Here is a 16,359-nt window from a genome sequence, read left to right on the forward strand (position 1 = left end):
GCTACTGCGCCGGCCGTATCTTCGCGATGACTACCAGCACGACAGCGGCGTTGGCAGGCAGTTGGTTATGCGAGAACGCCGAACGTGCATGGCCGGCCTTTTCACCCAGCACGGCGGCAAACAAATCCGAGGCGCCGTTGATCACCGCGGGTTGATCGAAATAGCCCTCAGCACTGCTCACATGGCCTTCGACGCGCACGATATGATCCAGCCTCTCAAATCCGCCAAGGTAGTGCTTGATTTGCGCCAGAACGTTCAAAGCGGCCAGTTCAGCAGCCTGCTTGCCTTGCTCCACGGTCAGGACTTCGCCAACGCGCCCTTGAAAAATGATGCGGCCCTCCTGAAGCGGGAGTTGCCCCGATATAAAAAGAAGGTCCCCCGCTTCACTGGTCGCGGTGTAGCTGCCCAGGGGCTGCGGTGGCTGCGGCAACGCAAGGCCAAGATCTGCGAGTTTGGATTCCACGGACATTTTCGGCTCCTGAATGGTTACGGCTGAACAAAGACATCTCAAGACTGATTGATTGATTAATTGATTGGCTCGGCATGCTTCCCGCGAGCCATCTGCTACTTCTGGCGAGGGTCATCTTCCGAATTGACATAATCGATCCCTAACGGACCGTTGCCGGTAACTTGGGTGATGTATCCCCCGGATCTTGCCCAATGGAAATGCGGTGTGCCGCCTGGCAACACGACAACGCTCCCTGGTGGATACGCGACGAGCTTCTGTGGATCGAATTCATCGCCGAGGCCGATGTAGAAGACGCCCGCGATGACGGTGTAGATACGGTCCTCGGGATGGACGTGAGGCATCAGCTTGACGCCGGCGGGGACGTTGACCCGTACGACATAAGGGCCCGGCTTGGTCGGGTCGCCCACCAGGACGGCGAGCCGGGCCCGCTGTGGGAATGCAGCGAAGGACGACCATCTGATCTCTTCCTGCAAGATCGCGCCGTTCTGCTTCGGCGACAACCCCTCGGCCGCCGCCAACCCACCGTTCATCAGGCCGGCGAGGACAGCGACCGACACACCCATGCTCTTGATACTTGACCGCATACTGACTCACCCAGATTTCAGGAAGGCGGCCGTAGATGCCACCGCTTTCATTGTTCAACAACGGGAACCGCGTTGCCGCAGATGCGGAATCCGATCCTCCATGCCGGACATATGATGTAGACGATCGGCATTCCGCTTTGGCTAAACTATAGGCTCCGGTGCCGCCCCAATAAGCCGCCGACGTGGAACATCACTTGCTACACGACGGAATAAGTCCGAGTGGCCTTCACCCTCGCGTCCAGGACTTCGCCGGCCACAGTAACTTGACGCCTCCCGGGTCTTGCATGCCTGAGGCCCCACACGGCGCCCGCGCGCCAGTCTCCGATCGGTTGCGTTATCCCTTCCGGCGCCGCCAGGGTCACGCAGGCCGGTCTATTCCATGGACAAGAATTTCGCCCGCGCGTAACGCATCGGGAATCCATTCACGTACGAACGCGATCTAGGTCTTGATCTTGGCGTCGAGGTACTGTCGCGACGCATAGAGTACGTAGATATTTAGCCGCTGGAGATGATATGCGGGGAGTACGCGTACCAAGGTGCCGGCCCGGATCGCCGCGCGCACCGTGAGCGCAGGCAGCGCGCCGATGCCCATCCCTTCTTGCAAGGCGACCACCATCGCATCCGGTACGTTCACGCGGAATCGCGCGTCAGGCATGGACGATCGCGGCAGCACGCTTACGCGCCGCCCGCCCTCCAGCAGTTCGATAAAGCTGGAGTTCTTTTGCCTGGAACCGGGTTCCAAAAAGCCCGCTCGATTTCGAGTCACCTGGAGATCGAGCGTTCTGGTGCGAGTTCAAGGGGATGTGGAAAGGTTGCCTGCCCGATATGCACGGGCAGGCCGGATTTATGAAAACGCTGGCTCAGACCAGGTTAATCACGACGTTGATGTTGCCCCTTGTGGCTTTGGAGTACGGGCACGTCTGGTGCGCGGCGTCCACCAGCGCCTGGGCGACTTCATGCTCCACACCCGGGAGGCTGACATTGAGACGCGCTTGAAGGAAGTAAGCGCCACCGGTTGTGCCCAGGTCCACTTCCGCGTCGATGGCCAGGTCGGCCGGGAGAGTGACCTTCATTTTGCCAGCCGCGATCCCGATCGCACCGATAAAACAGGCCGACCAGCCAGCGGCAAACAGCTGCTCCGGATTGGTGCCACTGCCGGCGGTGCCAGGAGACGAGAGATGAATGTCCAGGCGACCATCAGAGCTGCGGGATGTGCCGTTCCGCCCACCGGAGGAGGTGTGGGTTTTGCCGGTGTAGAGTACATTTTCGATTTGGGTCATGGTGGATTCCTTACTGGAAATAAAAAAGGCTGTTTATCAATTGCATGCGATCAATCTGGGCGGTCATCAGAGTGACGGGACGTGCTATGCGGCCAAGCGGGGATCTGCAGCGTGTTCGCTTTCGGTATAGCCGTCACGATTGCTGATGCGAGCGAGCATGGCCGCGCTGTCGGCAGCGGCATCTGAGCTTCGGGCGGGCGAAGCGGAGACGCCAACGCGATCCAGGCCCGCAACGAATCGCGCGGTGCCATCCACATAACGGGCGCCATCCGTGTAGACGTCACGCTCGCCACTGCGCGCGCCGTCAGTGAACGGATCCCGCTCTACGCTGCGCGCAGCGGCTGCGCTTGGGCCAGCGCCATGGTCCGAAGCCAGCTCGGCTGCGGACACAGCCTGTACTCCACCCGCGGCGGCCGCAAGGGCAACGATCGAGACAAGGCGCTTGGCAAAGGTTGTGACGTTGATGATTTTCATGATGTTTTTCCAGGTTCGTGTAGGGCAGATGCACCGGTGTCCGGCGCGGACAATGTTGCGGCGCGGGCGGGATGATCTGTTCTTGGTTGCCGCCGCCGCGCTACAGGATGCATTTAAGGCGACCGATGTATCTCGTCCGTAGCGAGTTCGCGGTGGCACTGTGAGCACACGTATCGCACTGGGCATGCGATACAAACGAATACAAAATCGGCCGTGGCGGCAGCGAGGAGGAGGGACTGAAGAAACGGCAACTGTGGGCGGACTGTGGGCGGAGAGACTGGACCCGAACCAGAGGACGGCACGGACCGTGCCTTGTCAGGACGCGGAACGAAGTGCTGCATGCCAAACACCAAACGCGACGTGCCCCCCACCCTGCCTGCCGTCGCTGGAAACGAGGCGCCTGCGCGCCGGAACAGCCCGCTATGCCTGTGCAGGCAGGGTGAGCCTGGCCTGAAGGCCGCCCGCTTGCCGATTGGAGAGTACGAGCCGGCCGCCAAGGGCCTGCGCCAGTTGCTGCGCAATCGCCAACCCCAGGCCCGTACCGCCCGTCCCCCTGTTCCGGGACGTCTCGAGGCGATAGAACGGCTGCATGACCCGTTCGAGCTCGGCTTCGGGAATGCCGGGACCGCGGTCCCGCACTGCAATGGCAAGACTGCCTTCCGCCTCCCGGAACACAGCAATATCCACGTCGCCGCCGAACTTGAGCGCGTTGTCCACGAGGTTCGTCAGGATGCGACGCAGCGCCTGCGGGCGCGTCAGTACCGGTGCGCCGACCTTGCCGTCCAAGGTAATCGCATGCCCACCGTCCCGATAGTCACAAGCCAGGCTGTCCAGCAGCGCGTCGAGGTCCACACGAGCCAGCGCTTCCGCGCTGCCATGCAGCGTGCGCGCATAGGTGACACCCTCGCGGACCAGATGCTCCATCGCGCGAAGATCGCTGTAAAGCTTGTCCTGTGTCTCGGATCTCTCCATCAAGTCTAGGCGTAACCGCATTCGCGTGATGGGCGTCTGCAAGTCGTGGGAGATCGCCGCGAGAATCTGCACGCGCTCGGCGAGATACCCCGCGATGCGCTGCTGCATGGCGTTGAAGGCCGCCGCGGCGTGTACCACCTCGGCCGGCCCGCGCTCGGGGATAAGGTCGGCCTTCAGATCCGGCCCCAGGTTCTCCGCGGCCGCCGCCAGTTGTTTCAGCGGGCGCGTTACCAGGCGCACGGCGATCCAGGCGCAGCTTGCCAGCAGCGCCAGTTGAGCGCACAGCATCACCGGCAACCAGGCCGACAATCCCGTTGGCGCCGGATGGACATCGATGGTGAGCGGACTGCCGTCGCTCAGGCGCAAATGCACCTGGAACTGCTCGCCATCGGCAGACAGTGCATTTGCCGTCACATTGTAACGCTCCCCCAGTGCCTCTGCGATCGTCGCGACGGCTTCCTGGGATAGTTGCAGGCCTGGCGGATCGCCGCCGGCCGTGCCGGCGTTGAGCAGATAGCTGTAGTTTCGGCGCCCCAGTTGATCGAGCCAGGCCGGCCGCTTATCCGCCGGCATCATGTCCAGGATGGCAACGGAACTGGCCACATCGCGCCCGAGGTTGCCCAGCATCAACCTGTCGGCGACCTGCGAGCGCTCCCGCAGCACGAGGCTGAAGGCCAGCCCTTGCGCCAGCACGAGGCCGATCAGCAGAACCACCATCAGGCGAGCAAACAACGTGCGCGGCCATCCTCGCAGGGTTCCGTCCGGGCGGCTCATGTGCGCTCCTCCCGAATCTCCACCATCGCCGCGAACACATAGCCCTCGTTGCGCACCGTCTTGATATAGCGGGGCTCCTTGGCATCGTCGCGCAGGCGCTGCCGCAGGCGGCTCACCATCAGGTCGATGGAGCGCTCGAACAGTTCGGCTTCGCGTCCCTGCGTCAGGTTAAGCAGTTGGTCCCGGTTCAGCACGCGCTGCGGATGGTCGAGGAAGACCCGCATGAGCCGGTACTCTGCGCCGCTGAGGGCGACAATGACGTCGTTATCGTCGAGCAGGTGCCGCGCGGTCGTATCCAGCCGCCAGGGGCCGAATGCCAGCACGGTAGCCGCTTCGGTGATCTGCAGGTTGGGCGGCAGCATGCGCGTGCGCCGCAGCACCGAACGTATCCTGGCCAGCAGTTCGCGCGCCGCGAATGGCTTGACGAGGTAGTCGTCCGCACCCATCTCAAGCCCCAGAATGCGATCGGCCTCCTCGTTGCGGGCAGTGAGCATCAGCACTGGCATGTTCTTGTGTTCGCTTGCGCGCAAGTCCCGGCACAACGTCAGTCCGTCTTCGCCGGGAAGCATCAGGTCCAGCACGACGAGATCCACCGCTCCCTTGTCCAAGGCCGCCCGCATCTCGCGCCCGTTCGCCGCAAGGGTCACACGCATCCCGCTGCGTTCGAGATACTCGGCCGCCAGCGTACGGATCTCCCGGTCGTCGTCCACGATAAGGATATGGTCAGGCTGAGTCATGGCGCACCGTCAGATTGGCAGGGTGGTTGGTTGCTGGTCATAGGACGAACACGCCGTCGCCGTGCGGCGCCCGCCAGGCGCAGAACAGGCGGCTTGGAGAAAGCCCATCGGCAGGTCGCGCCTCCGCGAAGCTCATACGCGAGTGCGGACAAGAGCATCGTGGCGAGCAGCAGTGAACGCTTCATTTTCGTTTCCCCTCCAGGATCACGACGCGCAGCCCGCGCCTTGATGCCATTGTGCAGTGGCCTCCGTGGCGCTTTGTATCGTCATGTATCTGGACCGCCTGCGGACAAGAAACATTTCATTTCCGGCCGTTTCCCGAAACATCCTGAATACGCGCGAGCGTTGCAATAGCGCCATCGCTTCAACACCGGAGGCATTCGTGACTTCAACCACCGCCACCCTACCCCATTTACCGCAGCGGCGCCGCGGAGCGGGCATCACCGGGCGCGCCTTGCCGGGGCTTCGGGGCAGCCAGCCATGATCGAACTCGTATTGGCATTCTCAGCCGGCGTGCTGACGATCGCGTCCCCATGCGTGCTTCCCGTGCTGCCGATGGTGGTGAGCACGTCCATCGGCGAGCAAAATCCTCTGCGTCCGCTGTCAATCGCATTGGGGTTCGTCACCGCGTTCTCCTCGGTGGGTATTGCGTTCAGCGCACTTTCGAATTCTATCGGTGACGCGCACGGCCTGATCCGGGATGTCTCCATCCTGATTCTGTTCGTATCCGGGCTCGCTCGAATCTGGCCGCGGCTATTCGACCGGCTCATGACACCGCTTGGCGCCGTGATCGACCGCGTTGCCGGCGTGGGTGCCCGGTCAGGCAATGGCATGGTTGGCGGCTTCGTGCTAGGCACAACGCTGGGCGTGGTCTGGACTCCGTGCGCCGGGCCGGTACTGGCTTCCATCCTCGCACTGGTCGCCAGGGCGCAGGACCTGGGGCGAGCCGCAAAGCTCCTGACGCTGTTCGCCGCGGGCGCCGCGATTCCCATGCTGGCCATTGCCTACGGTGGCCGGTTCGTGACCACTCGCGGCCGCAAGATCGCCCGCTATGCACATCATTTGCAGCGTGGCTTTGGTGCGATTGTCGCCGCGACCGCCGTTGCCATGTACTTCCAGTATGACGTGCTTGCCGTAGCTTGGCTGACCAACTCTTTCCCCTCAATCAACCTCGGAGTCTGACTCATGCACCGCTCGATTCGTGCCTGTATCGCAGCCGTATCCCTACTCGCTGCAACACACGGCAGTGCAATAGCCCCCTCGCCTGTCGACCATGGCAAAGCGCCGGAGTTTCCCGCCAACGCGAAGTGGCTGAACTCCGAGCCGCTGACAATCTCCGCACTGCGCGGCAAGGTGGTGCTTGTCGATTTCTGGACCTATACCTGCATCAACTGCATCAACACGCTCCCGCATGTCAAACAGTGGTACGACAAATACCGGGACAAGGGGCTGACGGTGGTCGGTGTGCATACGCCCGAGTACCCATTCGAGAAATCGACCTCGAACGTACAGGCTGCTCTCAAGCGCCTCGACATCCGGTATCCGGTCGTACAGGACAACGCGTATGTCATCTGGGACGCCTACAGGAACCAATACTGGCCTGCCCTCTATCTTGTCGATGCCAGCGGCAAGATCGTCTACCAGCATTTTGGCGAAGGACACTACGAGGAAACGGAAGCGGCCATACAGAAACTCCTTTCCGATCGCAAATAACCCTGCGCAAGCCCGGATCACGCCAGCAACCGCCGCCCCCGGAAAGACAGATCGCCGCGGAGGCCGCGTCGATCCACGAGGGGGACCTTCCTGCCACAGGCGATCCGGAACGTCCCCCAACCCGCGCTCGCTCAGTAGCGGGCGACTTCGATTACGGCATCCGCAAAGGCCTTCGGCGCTTCCTGTGGAAGGTTGTGGCCCGCACCTTTGACAATCCGATGCGCGTACTTGCCTGTGAACCTTTTCGCGTAAGCGCTACCGTCCGTAGCCGGTGCAACGCCGTTCGAATCTCCGTCGATCGTGATCGCCGGCACCGTGATCGCCGGGCCTGTGGCCAGGCGCGTCTCGAGACTGTCGTACTGGGGCTCGCCCCCGGCAAGACTGAGTCGCCAACGGTAGTTGTGAATCACAATCGCCACGTAGTCTGGGTTATCGAAGGACGCAGCCGTACGGTCGAACGTTGCATCATCAAAGTTCCACTTAGGGGAATTCTCCTTCCAGATAACCTTGGTGAATTCACGCCGGTTAGCCTCGAGGCCGGCTTTGCCACGTTCCGTAGCGAAGTAGAACTGATACCACCATGCGTGCTCGGCGTTCGGCGGCAACGGGTGCTTGTTGAACTCAAGGTTATTGATGATGTAGCCATTGGCGGAAACAATGGCTTTGCAACGCTCCGGCCACAGCGCTGCGATGACACAAGCCGTCCGCGATCCCCAGTCGTATCCGGCGAGAATCGCCTTGTCGATCCTGAGTGCGTCCATCAATGCAATGGTGTCGAGCGCAACTGCCGATTGTTGGCCATTGCGGAATGTCTTGTCGGAGAGAAACCGCGTCGTGCCGTGACCGCGCGTATGCGGAACAATGACCCGGTAGCCGGCGGCTGCCAGATGCGGGGCCACATCGACGTAACTGTGAATGTCGTACGGCCAGCCGTGCAGCAGGATAACGACGGGACCATCGTGCGGGCCAATCTCGGCATAGCCGACGCTGAGAACACCGGCTTCGATCTGCCTGATATTGCCGAATGATGCATTGGACGTCGCCGAAGCGGCGGTTGGAACAGACTGCCTGGCTGGACTCGACTGCGCACGAGCGAGTCCGGTCAGGCCCAACTCCACGGCACCGATTCCGACAGCCGCGGCACCAAGGAAGCGACGACGGTCAGGGTTGATCTCTTCAGACATGCTTAATTCCCCTTTTTGAGGTTGGCTTTGATTTCCAGGATACGAATTGCTTGTATCTGGGATGTGTCCGGGTTCGGTGGCAGGTCCGACTATGGCATCGTGCCGGGGGCGCGGTCGGAGCTGCGCGAGATGAGTTTGAACATTCCGATTTGCCGTGTGACACCCAGCACGCACTGATTCCTCACATGAGCGGGGTGCCGCATTTCCAACGAAGCGGATGACTACCCGTCGTCCGCGTGGAAAATATAGATTCAATCGGCCCGCCGATTAGCCCGCCGCACAGCACATGGGTTGTTACATGGTGTAAATCGAAATGCGCCAGGCTTTCGGCCAGCTTGGCAGTCACAGCTCCCGATGCCTGCTATCCGCGTTGGTAATCGCAAGGCGAAAGGCATGCGGCGCACGCCGGCGCGCCGCCGCTCCTACCATCTGCTGGCCCGTGAGACTGTTGAGCCGCTGCGCCAGCGTTCCCGCACGCTCAACACACAGACAGATCGACGCGGGCACTGGCTGTGCGCTTGACTTGTTCCCGTCAGGCAAGACTCTTTGTCCATGGCGGGTATTCGAACTCAGCATCGATTCAACTAGATTTAGGACCAATCGGTGCCGCCGGCCCGATCGGCAACATAGCCGAATCAACTTGTTTCGAGGTTTATCATGAACACATCGCAAAAGGTCGTAGTCGTTACTGGTGCGTCGCAAGGTATTGGCGCAGAGGTGGTCAAGGCTTTCCGCAAGCGCGACTACCGCGTTGTCGCAACGGCGCGATCCATCAAGCCATCGGACGACGACAACATTCTGACGGTCGCTGGCGACATCGCCGATCCGGCCACCGCCCGGCGCGTAATCTCTGAAGCCGTGGCACACTTCGGCCGCATCGACACGCTGGTCAACAACGCAGGCATCTTCATCGCGAAGCCTTTTACCCAGTACACCGCCGAAGACTACGCTGCGAAAACGGGCGTGAACCTCGCAGGCTTCTTCTACATCACGCAGCTCGCCATCGCTGAAATGGAGAAGAGGTCGAGCGGCCACGTGATCAGCGTCACCACCAGCCTGGTCGACCACGCCATCAACGGCGTGCCTTCTGTACTGGCATCGCTGACCAAGGGCGGACTGAACGCGGCCACGAAATCGCTCGCCATCGAATACGCTAAGAGCGGCATTCGCGCGAATGCCGTTGCGCCGGGCGTCATCAAGTCCCCGATGCACCCGCCGGAAACCCATGCCGCGCTCGGGGCACTCCATCCGGTAGGCCGTATGGGCGAGATGAGCGATATCGTCGAGGCCATCCTGTATCTGGATTCGGCGCCCTTCGTAACTGGCGAAATCCTGCATGTCGATGGCGGTCAGAGCGCTGGTCACTAAAGCACTCCAGGGCGCCGCTGAACGGCGCCCTGCCCGCCTGGGCAGGGCGGACATCTCGTGCGCTAGTCAGTCCAATGCCGCCTGGCTTCGGCCCTGCCCCGCGCCACTCACGTGCGCCATCTGCCGCCGCGCACGAGTTCGGTCACTGCGTCGGCAAAGGCCTCGGGCGCTTCCTGCGGCAAGTTGTGGCCGACGCCGGTAATCTGCCGATGAATGCGCGGCCCCGTAAACCGTGCGGCGCTGGCTTTGCCGTCGGTTGCCGGGACGACGCCATCGGCCGTGCCATCCAGCGTGATAGTGGGAACCGGGATCGGCGGAATCACCGCCAGCTTTCTTTCCGTTGCCTCATGCTGCGGATAGCCGGGCGCCAGGCCAAGGCGGTGGCGGTACGAGTGAATCACGACATCGACATAGTCCGGGTTGTCGAATGCCTCGGCGGCGCGCGCGAACGCAGGCTCGTCAAAGTGCCAGGTCGGCGAATTGTTCTTCCACAGGAGGCGGGCGATATCGCGACGGTTGGCTTCGAGGCCGGCGCGACCGCGCTCCGTCTGGAAGTAGTACTGGTACCAGAGTCCCCGCTCGACCTGCGCCGCCAGGGGTGCGGCGGCATGGGCAATGTCCTGGATCAGATAGCTGTTGACGGAAACCAGGCCGACGCAGCGCGAAGGACGGATTGCAGCCACCACGCAGGCGGCACGGCCGCCCCAGTCATAGCCGGCCAGCACGGCCTCGGGGATATGCAGCGCATCCATCAGCGCGATCACGTCTTCACCGATGGCCCCCTGCTGTCCCGCCCGCGGCGTCGATGCCTCGCGAAAGCGCGTCGTGCCGTGGCCCCGCAGATGGGGCACGATGACCCGGCAGCCACGCGACGCCAGGATGGGGGCGACATCCACATAGCTATGGATGTCGTAAGGAAAGCCATGCAGCAGCATCACGGGGCGGCCGTGTTCGGGGCCCGTCTCGTGATAGCCGATTTCGAGCCAGTCGGTGCGCACCTGCCTGACCGGCATGCGTTGCAGAGGGGCAGTGGATGTAGCGGTTTCGACTCGATTCACGGTCGGTGAGGCCAGCGCTTGCGACGCGGCTACCAGCGTGGCGCCGGCGACACCGGAGAGCAGGAACACCCGGCGGGAACTTTGATGGTTGGACACAGTGCCATTCCTCAGGGTTGGATCGGGGGAATCGTCAGACATTTTCAATATCGGCAATGTTGGCGACTAGCGCGTTGCTCAGCCAGTTGGCAAGCAGTACACCGGCCCTGGCGATGCCCTCGGCTTCGCCGAGGCGCTCCACCAGCATGGCGCAGAGCGCGTCGAATCGGCCGTGCGCCTGGACTTGGATCAGGGCGTCGCGCTCCACTGCATCGACCTGATGCAGGAAGCAGCCGAACTCCCTGCGCCAGACCACCAGTCCGGCGCCTGCTTCGAGCATCTCGCTGGCGGGCGGGGGCATGCCGTCGCTGAGTGAAGTCCAGATGTCCCGTGCATTGGTCGTTGCTGCACTAACCTGCAGGGACGGCACCAGGATCAGCGTCGCCGCATCCCAGTCAATGCCTTCCAGCGCGGTAGCGGGCAGCGGCGCAGCGTCAGCCGCGACGAAGGCCCGGGACATTGCGTGTTCGATCCAGGCCAGTTCATGCAGATCGGGATTGTCGGGATACCGGGCGATCAGCGTTTTTCCAAAGCCGTCGGCATAGGCATCGAGCGTCCATGCGTGCGGCGGATGACTGTCAATATGTGCGATGGCCGAGGCGAGAAACGCTTCGTCGCCCATCCACTCGTGCACGCGCGGGAACGACGTTTCAAGGCAGCCGACAAGCTGCGCGCGGTAATTGTTCTGGTAGACCGCGAGGCCCGCGGCGGCGCCAGACCCGATCCGGCGCGCCGCCGCGGGGGATGCCGTCATCAGCCAGGCCCGAAAATCCTCCTGCATGGCAGACAGGCTCATGCTTCATCTCCCCCAATGGCGCGCGCGACGGCAAGCTCGTCAAGCAGTCCGGCAAGCGGCGGTATGTTGTCGTCGCGCTCGATCATGGTGGCCACGGGGCCGACGCGCGACCGCGCCCGGGCGTAGAGCTGCCATACCGCATCGCAGACCTCGTTGTCGTGGGTGTCGATCAGCAACTCGCGCCCCTGGCTATGGCCGGCCAGGTGAATCTGGCGTACACGGGCGGCGGGAATGCCGTCGATATAGGCTTGCGCGTCGAAGCCGTGATTGGTGGCGCTGACGAACACGTTGTTGACGTCCAGCAGCAGACCGCAGTCGGTGCGGTCGCACATTGCCGCGAGGAACTCCCACTCGGTCATGGTGGCCCCTGGCAGGGCAAGATAGCTGGACGGGTTTTCGAAGAGCATGGCGCGTCCGAGCACGTCCTGCGCCACCGCGATGTTGGCGCAGACAATATTCAGCGCCTCGTCGGTATACGGGATCGGCAACAGGTCGTGGGAATTGAATCCGGCGATCCGCGACCAGCTCAGATGGTCGGAGACGTAGAGCGGATCGATTTCATCGACCAGCGCCTTGAGTCTTTGCAGGTAGTTTCGGTCAAGTCCGTCCGATGAGCCGACCGACATCGACACGCCGTGCAGCACGACCGGATATCGGCTGCGCACCTCGCGCAGGACATGGCGGGGCCGCCCGCCGTCGACCATGAAGTTTTCGGAGATCACTTCAACGAAATCGACTGGGACTTCCGTTTCAAGAAAGTCCTGGTAGTGTTCCTTGCGCAGGCCGAGACCATAGCCGGCGAAGGGCGGACTGAAAACTGGCATGGGTATGCTTCCAACGGTGCAACAGGTCGGGAGAGCCCGGGATGCTTGCGCCTCCCGGGCGATCCCCTGGGCCTGACTTCAGGAATTACTTCGGTTCCGCCAGCGTGCCGCCTTCCTTCAGGCAGACCGATGCGGGCTTGACGAGGACGCCCTTGCCCTTGCAATCGTTAAGACCTGCACAGTCGTTGCTGGCCGTGGCACACAGGCTGGTGCCCTTGCAGGAATTGACGCCATAGCAGCGGCCAGGCTCATCGCTACCGGCCGCACGTGCCGGTGCCATGATCGAAAGGGATGACAGCGCGACAAGCGCGGCGGCGGCGGCCAGGGTGGCACGGGACTTTTTGGTCATGTTCATGGTGAAACTCCAGGTTGGGTGGGGGAAAAATGCTTTGCTGCAATCAAGAATTTCGCGCCGCTTCTTCGATCACTTGCGCAACCGCTTCGGGCTGCGAGATGGGGAGAGCGTGGCTGGCCTTGATCTCCGTGACTTTGGCGCCCGCTCGCTTGTACATCCAGCGCTGCAGGTCCGGGTTCAGCACACGGTCTTCCGTGGCGACAATGCCGTAGCTCGGCTTTTCGCGCCACGCGGCCGACCAGACATTGCCCGCGAACAAGGCGCCGGGCACCGGCACCTGCGAGGCCGCCATGAAGTCGGTGCGGTTGGATTTGAGGTCGGCGGCGTAGTCGGCGTTGAACCGGGCGGAATCGATGAAGAGGTGGCCATCGCGTGTCAAGCGAACGCTTGAAGCAGCGGCAGCCGGCATCGAAGCGTTGAGCTGGTTCATGCCTTCCCCTACGTCCGGCTCCATGCCTGCGACGTAGACCAGCGCCTTCACCTTGGAACGGGCACCGGCTTCCGTGATGACCAGCCCGCCGTAGCCGTGACCGACCATCACCACGGGGCCGATCTGCATGGAGATACGCTCGCGCACGACAGCGATGTCATCGCCGAGCGTCGTGTGCGGAAGCTGGACCACACTGACCTTGTAGCCTTTGTGGATCAGGATGTCGTGAACCACACGCCAGCCCGAGCCGTCGACGAAGGCGTCGTGCACCAGGATGATGTTCTTCGCGCCCGCAGGCGCGTCCGGCGTAGCCGCCGGGGCGAGCGAGGGGATTGCCAGTGCCACCGCGGCGGCGAGCAACGGAATGTACCGCATGTAGTATCTCCGGCAGGCCGGTGTGGCCTGCGTTGGGTGTGTGAAGACATATAAAGCGCGAGCCGGCTAGTTCTTGCGTACGCCAGCGGGCACTGCGCGATCCAGCGACCAGGCCCCGCCGCCGTATGCCACCAGTGGCAGCAGCAAGCCAGCCCAGCTCAGGTGCGTGGGCCATGCGGCCGGATAGACAAAGATCTCGATCACCGCCGTCATGCCGAGCAGCGCTGCCGCCGAGAACCGCGTGAACAGGCCGAGCACGAGCAGCACCGGGAACAGGTGTTCAGACCACATTGCAAGCTGGGCGGCAAGTTCCGCCGGGATCAGCGGCAATGCGTACTCCGATGTGAACAGCGCGTAGGTCGACGCCTTGATCGTCAGCAGCCCCTCCACCTTCGTCCGTCCCGAGAGAAAGAACACAGAGGCAATGCCCAGACGGGCAACCAGCAGCAATGCACCGTCCACTGCTGACGTGCCCTGCCCCGCAGCGCCTGCGTATTGACCGGTGCGCGACATCACTGGATGGCCTTCAGCGAGCCGTAGCCCTTGGGCGTCTTGATCTGCGCGCAGGTGCCCTTCTCCACCATCACCCAGGCATCGCCCTGGTAGTCCGCTTTGGACGTCCCCGCGCAGGTGGTGCCCGCGCCGGCGGAGCAGTCATTCTTTCCGGCGAGCGATACGCCGTAGCATTTTTCGGTGGCCTTGGCCGGTTCCGCGGCGTGGGCGGCGCCCGCCAAGGCATTGATCGAGAGAGCGAGCGTGGCCGCGATAAGCGCATTCGAGCGTTTCATGGGGAACTCCAGAGTTGAGAATGGGGAAGAGCGTTAAACCAACCGCCCGGAACCGATCGCGGCGATGCCGGTCGTAGTCCGCGCAGCGAGAAGACTTTTTCACATGATCCTGGCGGGGCGATGTTGATCGCGCCCCATCGGCTTCAAGCGCGTGGGGCGTCAGGCGTTGGCGCCGTCGTAGTACGGATCAACGTTGCGCGCGCCGTCGGCGTATGGGTCGCGCGGTCCTTGCACCGAGCGGGCACCATCGGTGTAAGGACCGCGTTGCTCTTGCACCGAACGGGCGCCATCGGTGTAAGGATCTCGCGTGCTCCCTTGGGACAGGCTGGCGGCCTGTGCGCCGGCGGCGGCGGCAATCAGGGCGATGGCGAATACAAAATGCTTTGCGATGTTGGTACTCATGGTCGATTTCCTTGAACATTTACGTCGGTGACTGCGCGTCCCCGGGACAGAATCGTTGCTGTTCGTCGCCGGGCCACGGAACGCATTTAAGGAGACTGCTGTATCGCGCTCGTAGCTCGTGAGGGCCGTTTTTGTCACTTCCCGTATCGTTGCGGCGGCTTGATACAGACGGGTACAAATAACGGTGCGGCTGAAGATTCAAAGAAGAACGAGGCTTGTTACGCAGCTTGTCCATCCCGGTGCTCCACACATTGCTACACGCGATCGGGCGCATACCTCAACCGGCTTGGCTTCCGCCTTGGCGTAACGACTGGACGGCACGCCCTTGTATCGCCATGTATTCAATGGGCAGTCAGATACACAAGCTTTCAATGCCACGGCCCTGCGGAAACAGGGCGGATACACGATCACCGTCAAATGGCTCATGCCCCTGACGTGCGCACGGCATGGCTCACTGTTGCCCGCTCACAGCGAGTCCGGTGGCATGAGCATGGCGGCCATTGCAGACCGCCTGTTTCCGAACCGTATTCCCCGAAATCAAGAGCCACGGAAGACCATTGGAGGTCCAATGAAGAAGACACTCACGGTGATTGCCGCATCCGTAGTCGCCAACGGCGTGTACGCCGAGTCCGGCGTCACCCTGTTCGGCGTCGCCGATACCGGCATCGAATACAACAACCATGCCGGGCGCGTGGGCGGCAACCTCTGGCGGCTGAGTTCCGGGAACCAGTCGGGCTCGCGCTGGGGCGTGCGCGGCGTGGAGGATCTGGGCAGCGGGTTGAAGGCTGTCTTCCAGCTGGAAAGCGGCTTCGACCTGGATACCGGCAACTCGGGCCAGGGCGGGCGCCTGTTCGGCCGCAATGCCTACGTCGGAACGGAGAGCCAGTATGGCTCACTGCTGCTGGGACGGCAGCAGACGACATTGCGCGACTTCGGCAACCTCTACGACCCGGCCGCATTGTCCGACCACTACGGCATCCTGGGGATCGCGCCAGAATTCGGCGCGCGCGCGGACAACGCTGCGAAGTATGTCGGTCGGTTCGGGGGGCTGACCGCCTCCGCCTTGTATTCGTTCCAGGCCAATGGCAGCGAGGTGGCCGGCAGCAACGTATTCGGACGCGACTTCGGCGCGTACCTCAGCTATGCCGAGGGCCCGGTTTCGGTGGGTGTGGCCTATGACGACGCGCATGCCGGCACCCCGGGCAATCAGGCGCCGGTCCTGCGGCGCTATGCGGTGGCCGGTACGTACGCGGTGGGCCTGGCCAAGGTCTTCGCGGGGTACCGCCTGGCCAAGGCACTCAATGGTGCCACCCTGCCCGGCGCACAAGCAGCCAATGCCGGCTCGAACCTCTACTGGCTCGGCCTGGCGTACAAGCTGACGCCGGCTTTCTCGATGACCGGCGCGGCCTACTACCAGGATTTCCGTCAGACCGGGTCGGACCCGTGGCAGTTCGTGATGACGGGCGACTACGCGTTCAGCAAGCGCACCGACGTCTACGCGTCGGTGTCATACGCGCTCAACAAGGACAAGTCGTACCTGGGCGTCAACGGCTACAACAGCGGCACCGGCGCGACGGCGGTCTATAACGTGCAGCCTGGCATGAGCCAGCTGGGCGCGGTGGTAGGGGTTCGCCACAGGTTCTAATGCCTTGGCCCTGGCGACACGGAATGTTCGCCGCC

20 protein-coding genes are annotated in these 16,359 nt (G+C 62.8%); 4 read left to right on the top strand and 16 right to left on the bottom strand.

Annotated features, from left to right (window positions below):
- Nucleotide 1: 1 nt before the first annotated feature.
- The 7 genes from ACZY0R_RS26005 to ACZY0R_RS26035 all read right to left on the bottom strand — a co-directional run bounded on the left by ACZY0R_RS26005 (nt 2) and on the right by ACZY0R_RS26035 (nt 5,290).
- Nucleotides 2-469, bottom strand: coding sequence for a RidA family protein (locus tag ACZY0R_RS26005; RefSeq protein ID WP_488862384.1), 468 nt, complete (start codon nt 467-469; stop codon nt 2-4).
- 95 nt (nt 470-564) lie between these two features.
- Entirely contained in the window at nt 565-1,053 is a 489-nt protein-coding gene (locus ACZY0R_RS26010; protein WP_488862386.1) for a cupin domain-containing protein, read from the bottom strand.
- A 439-nt stretch (nt 1,054-1,492) separates the two neighbouring features.
- A complete protein-coding gene (locus ACZY0R_RS26015; RefSeq protein WP_488862388.1) occupies nt 1,493-1,795 on the bottom strand; it encodes a LysR substrate-binding domain-containing protein in 303 nt (100 codons plus the stop codon).
- A 118-nt stretch (nt 1,796-1,913) separates the two neighbouring features.
- Entirely contained in the window at nt 1,914-2,333 is a 420-nt protein-coding gene (locus ACZY0R_RS26020; RefSeq protein WP_488862389.1) for an organic hydroperoxide resistance protein, read from the bottom strand.
- An 84-nt stretch (nt 2,334-2,417) separates the two neighbouring features.
- On the bottom strand, nt 2,418-2,807 hold the full coding sequence (locus ACZY0R_RS26025; RefSeq protein WP_488862391.1) for a hydroxyquinol 1,2-dioxygenase: 390 nt from the start codon (nt 2,805-2,807) through the stop codon (nt 2,418-2,420).
- Between the two features lie 420 nt (nt 2,808-3,227).
- On the bottom strand, nt 3,228-4,553 hold the full coding sequence (locus ACZY0R_RS26030; RefSeq protein WP_488862393.1) for an ATP-binding protein: 1,326 nt from the start codon (nt 4,551-4,553) through the stop codon (nt 3,228-3,230).
- On the bottom strand, nt 4,550-5,290 hold the full coding sequence (locus tag ACZY0R_RS26035) for a response regulator (protein WP_488862395.1): 741 nt from the start codon (nt 5,288-5,290) through the stop codon (nt 4,550-4,552). Before ACZY0R_RS26035 ends, ACZY0R_RS26030 begins: the two co-directional genes overlap by 4 nt.
- Nucleotides 5,291-5,770: 480 nt before the next feature.
- On the opposite strand from ACZY0R_RS26035, the gene ACZY0R_RS26040 reads away from it, so the two are divergent.
- Nucleotides 5,771-6,472 (top strand): cytochrome c biogenesis CcdA family protein, encoded by a 702-nt coding sequence (locus ACZY0R_RS26040; protein WP_488862397.1) that lies wholly within the window; start codon nt 5,771-5,773, stop codon nt 6,470-6,472.
- A 3-nt stretch (nt 6,473-6,475) separates the two neighbouring features.
- A complete protein-coding gene (locus tag ACZY0R_RS26045; RefSeq protein WP_488862399.1) occupies nt 6,476-7,003 on the top strand; it encodes a thioredoxin family protein in 528 nt (175 codons plus the stop codon).
- A 131-nt stretch (nt 7,004-7,134) separates the two neighbouring features.
- On the opposite strand, the gene ACZY0R_RS26050 is transcribed toward ACZY0R_RS26045, so the two are convergent.
- Nucleotides 7,135-8,187: an alpha/beta fold hydrolase gene (locus ACZY0R_RS26050; protein ID WP_488862401.1), complete on the bottom strand. Its 1,053-nt coding sequence runs from the start codon at nt 8,185-8,187 to the stop codon at nt 7,135-7,137.
- A gap of 657 nt (nt 8,188-8,844) precedes the next feature.
- On the opposite strand from ACZY0R_RS26050, the gene ACZY0R_RS26055 reads away from it, so the two are divergent.
- A complete protein-coding gene (locus tag ACZY0R_RS26055; protein ID WP_488862403.1) occupies nt 8,845-9,555 on the top strand; it encodes an SDR family NAD(P)-dependent oxidoreductase in 711 nt (236 codons plus the stop codon).
- Nucleotides 9,556-9,662: 107 nt separating this feature from the next.
- On the opposite strand, the gene ACZY0R_RS26060 is transcribed toward ACZY0R_RS26055, so the two are convergent.
- From ACZY0R_RS26060 to ACZY0R_RS26095, 8 genes are all read right to left on the bottom strand, one after another.
- Nucleotides 9,663-10,577 (bottom strand): alpha/beta fold hydrolase, encoded by a 915-nt coding sequence (locus ACZY0R_RS26060; RefSeq protein ID WP_488866174.1) that lies wholly within the window; start codon nt 10,575-10,577, stop codon nt 9,663-9,665.
- Between the two features lie 166 nt (nt 10,578-10,743).
- Nucleotides 10,744-11,505 (bottom strand): HvfC/BufC family peptide modification chaperone, encoded by a 762-nt coding sequence (locus ACZY0R_RS26065; RefSeq protein WP_488862405.1) that lies wholly within the window; start codon nt 11,503-11,505, stop codon nt 10,744-10,746.
- Nucleotides 11,502-12,329, bottom strand: a complete 828-nt coding sequence (gene bufB / locus ACZY0R_RS26070; RefSeq protein ID WP_488862407.1) for an MNIO family bufferin maturase — start codon at nt 12,327-12,329, stop codon at nt 11,502-11,504. The genes ACZY0R_RS26065 and bufB overlap by 4 nt, the downstream gene beginning before the upstream one ends.
- Before the next feature lie 85 nt (nt 12,330-12,414).
- Nucleotides 12,415-12,684 (bottom strand): BufA2 family periplasmic bufferin-type metallophore, encoded by a 270-nt coding sequence (gene bufA2 / locus ACZY0R_RS26075; protein WP_035862237.1) that lies wholly within the window; start codon nt 12,682-12,684, stop codon nt 12,415-12,417.
- A gap of 43 nt (nt 12,685-12,727) precedes the next feature.
- Nucleotides 12,728-13,489 (bottom strand): alpha/beta fold hydrolase, encoded by a 762-nt coding sequence (locus tag ACZY0R_RS26080; RefSeq protein WP_488862410.1) that lies wholly within the window; start codon nt 13,487-13,489, stop codon nt 12,728-12,730.
- 66 nt (nt 13,490-13,555) lie between these two features.
- Nucleotides 13,556-14,002 carry a DoxX family protein gene (locus ACZY0R_RS26085; RefSeq protein WP_488862412.1) on the bottom strand — a complete coding sequence of 149 codons (447 nt, stop codon included), beginning with the start codon at nt 14,000-14,002 and terminating at the stop codon, nt 13,556-13,558.
- Nucleotides 14,002-14,277 (bottom strand): BufA1 family periplasmic bufferin-type metallophore, encoded by a 276-nt coding sequence (locus tag ACZY0R_RS26090; RefSeq protein WP_488862414.1) that lies wholly within the window; start codon nt 14,275-14,277, stop codon nt 14,002-14,004. The genes ACZY0R_RS26085 and ACZY0R_RS26090 overlap by 1 nt, the downstream gene beginning before the upstream one ends.
- Nucleotides 14,278-14,436: 159 nt before the next feature.
- On the bottom strand, nt 14,437-14,679 hold the full coding sequence (locus tag ACZY0R_RS26095) for a hydroxyquinol 1,2-dioxygenase (RefSeq protein ID WP_488862416.1): 243 nt from the start codon (nt 14,677-14,679) through the stop codon (nt 14,437-14,439).
- Between the two features lie 568 nt (nt 14,680-15,247).
- On the opposite strand from ACZY0R_RS26095, the gene ACZY0R_RS26100 reads away from it, so the two are divergent.
- Nucleotides 15,248-16,324: a porin gene (locus ACZY0R_RS26100; RefSeq protein ID WP_488862418.1), complete on the top strand. Its 1,077-nt coding sequence runs from the start codon at nt 15,248-15,250 to the stop codon at nt 16,322-16,324.
- Nucleotides 16,325-16,359 lie beyond the last annotated feature (35 nt).

Source organism: Cupriavidus sp. F041, from assembly GCF_057814235.1.

Coding starts and splice junctions, on each gene's coding strand:
- ACZY0R_RS26095 (WP_488862416.1), bottom strand. CDS start 14,679: ATGAGTACCAACATCGCAAAGCATTTTGTATTCGCCATCGCCCTGATT.
- ACZY0R_RS26025 (WP_488862391.1), bottom strand. CDS start 2,807: ATGAAAATCATCAACGTCACAACCTTTGCCAAGCGCCTTGTCTCGATC.
- ACZY0R_RS26020 (WP_488862389.1), bottom strand. CDS start 2,333: ATGACCCAAATCGAAAATGTACTCTACACCGGCAAAACCCACACCTCC.
- ACZY0R_RS26050 (WP_488862401.1), bottom strand. CDS start 8,187: ATGTCTGAAGAGATCAACCCTGACCGTCGTCGCTTCCTTGGTGCCGCG.
- ACZY0R_RS26010 (WP_488862386.1), bottom strand. CDS start 1,053: ATGCGGTCAAGTATCAAGAGCATGGGTGTGTCGGTCGCTGTCCTCGCC.
- ACZY0R_RS26085 (WP_488862412.1), bottom strand. CDS start 14,002: ATGTCGCGCACCGGTCAATACGCAGGCGCTGCGGGGCAGGGCACGTCA.
- ACZY0R_RS26030 (WP_488862393.1), bottom strand. CDS start 4,553: ATGAGCCGCCCGGACGGAACCCTGCGAGGATGGCCGCGCACGTTGTTT.
- ACZY0R_RS26090 (WP_488862414.1), bottom strand. CDS start 14,277: ATGAAACGCTCGAATGCGCTTATCGCGGCCACGCTCGCTCTCTCGATC.
- ACZY0R_RS26035 (WP_488862395.1), bottom strand. CDS start 5,290: ATGACTCAGCCTGACCATATCCTTATCGTGGACGACGACCGGGAGATC.
- ACZY0R_RS26055 (WP_488862403.1), top strand. CDS start 8,845: ATGAACACATCGCAAAAGGTCGTAGTCGTTACTGGTGCGTCGCAAGGT.
- ACZY0R_RS26065 (WP_488862405.1), bottom strand. CDS start 11,505: ATGAGCCTGTCTGCCATGCAGGAGGATTTTCGGGCCTGGCTGATGACG.
- ACZY0R_RS26040 (WP_488862397.1), top strand. CDS start 5,771: ATGATCGAACTCGTATTGGCATTCTCAGCCGGCGTGCTGACGATCGCG.
- bufB (WP_488862407.1), bottom strand. CDS start 12,329: ATGCCAGTTTTCAGTCCGCCCTTCGCCGGCTATGGTCTCGGCCTGCGC.
- ACZY0R_RS26100 (WP_488862418.1), top strand. CDS start 15,248: ATGAAGAAGACACTCACGGTGATTGCCGCATCCGTAGTCGCCAACGGC.
- bufA2 (WP_035862237.1), bottom strand. CDS start 12,684: ATGAACATGACCAAAAAGTCCCGTGCCACCCTGGCCGCCGCCGCCGCG.
- ACZY0R_RS26005 (WP_488862384.1), bottom strand. CDS start 469: ATGTCCGTGGAATCCAAACTCGCAGATCTTGGCCTTGCGTTGCCGCAG.
- ACZY0R_RS26045 (WP_488862399.1), top strand. CDS start 6,476: ATGCACCGCTCGATTCGTGCCTGTATCGCAGCCGTATCCCTACTCGCT.
- ACZY0R_RS26080 (WP_488862410.1), bottom strand. CDS start 13,489: ATGCGGTACATTCCGTTGCTCGCCGCCGCGGTGGCACTGGCAATCCCC.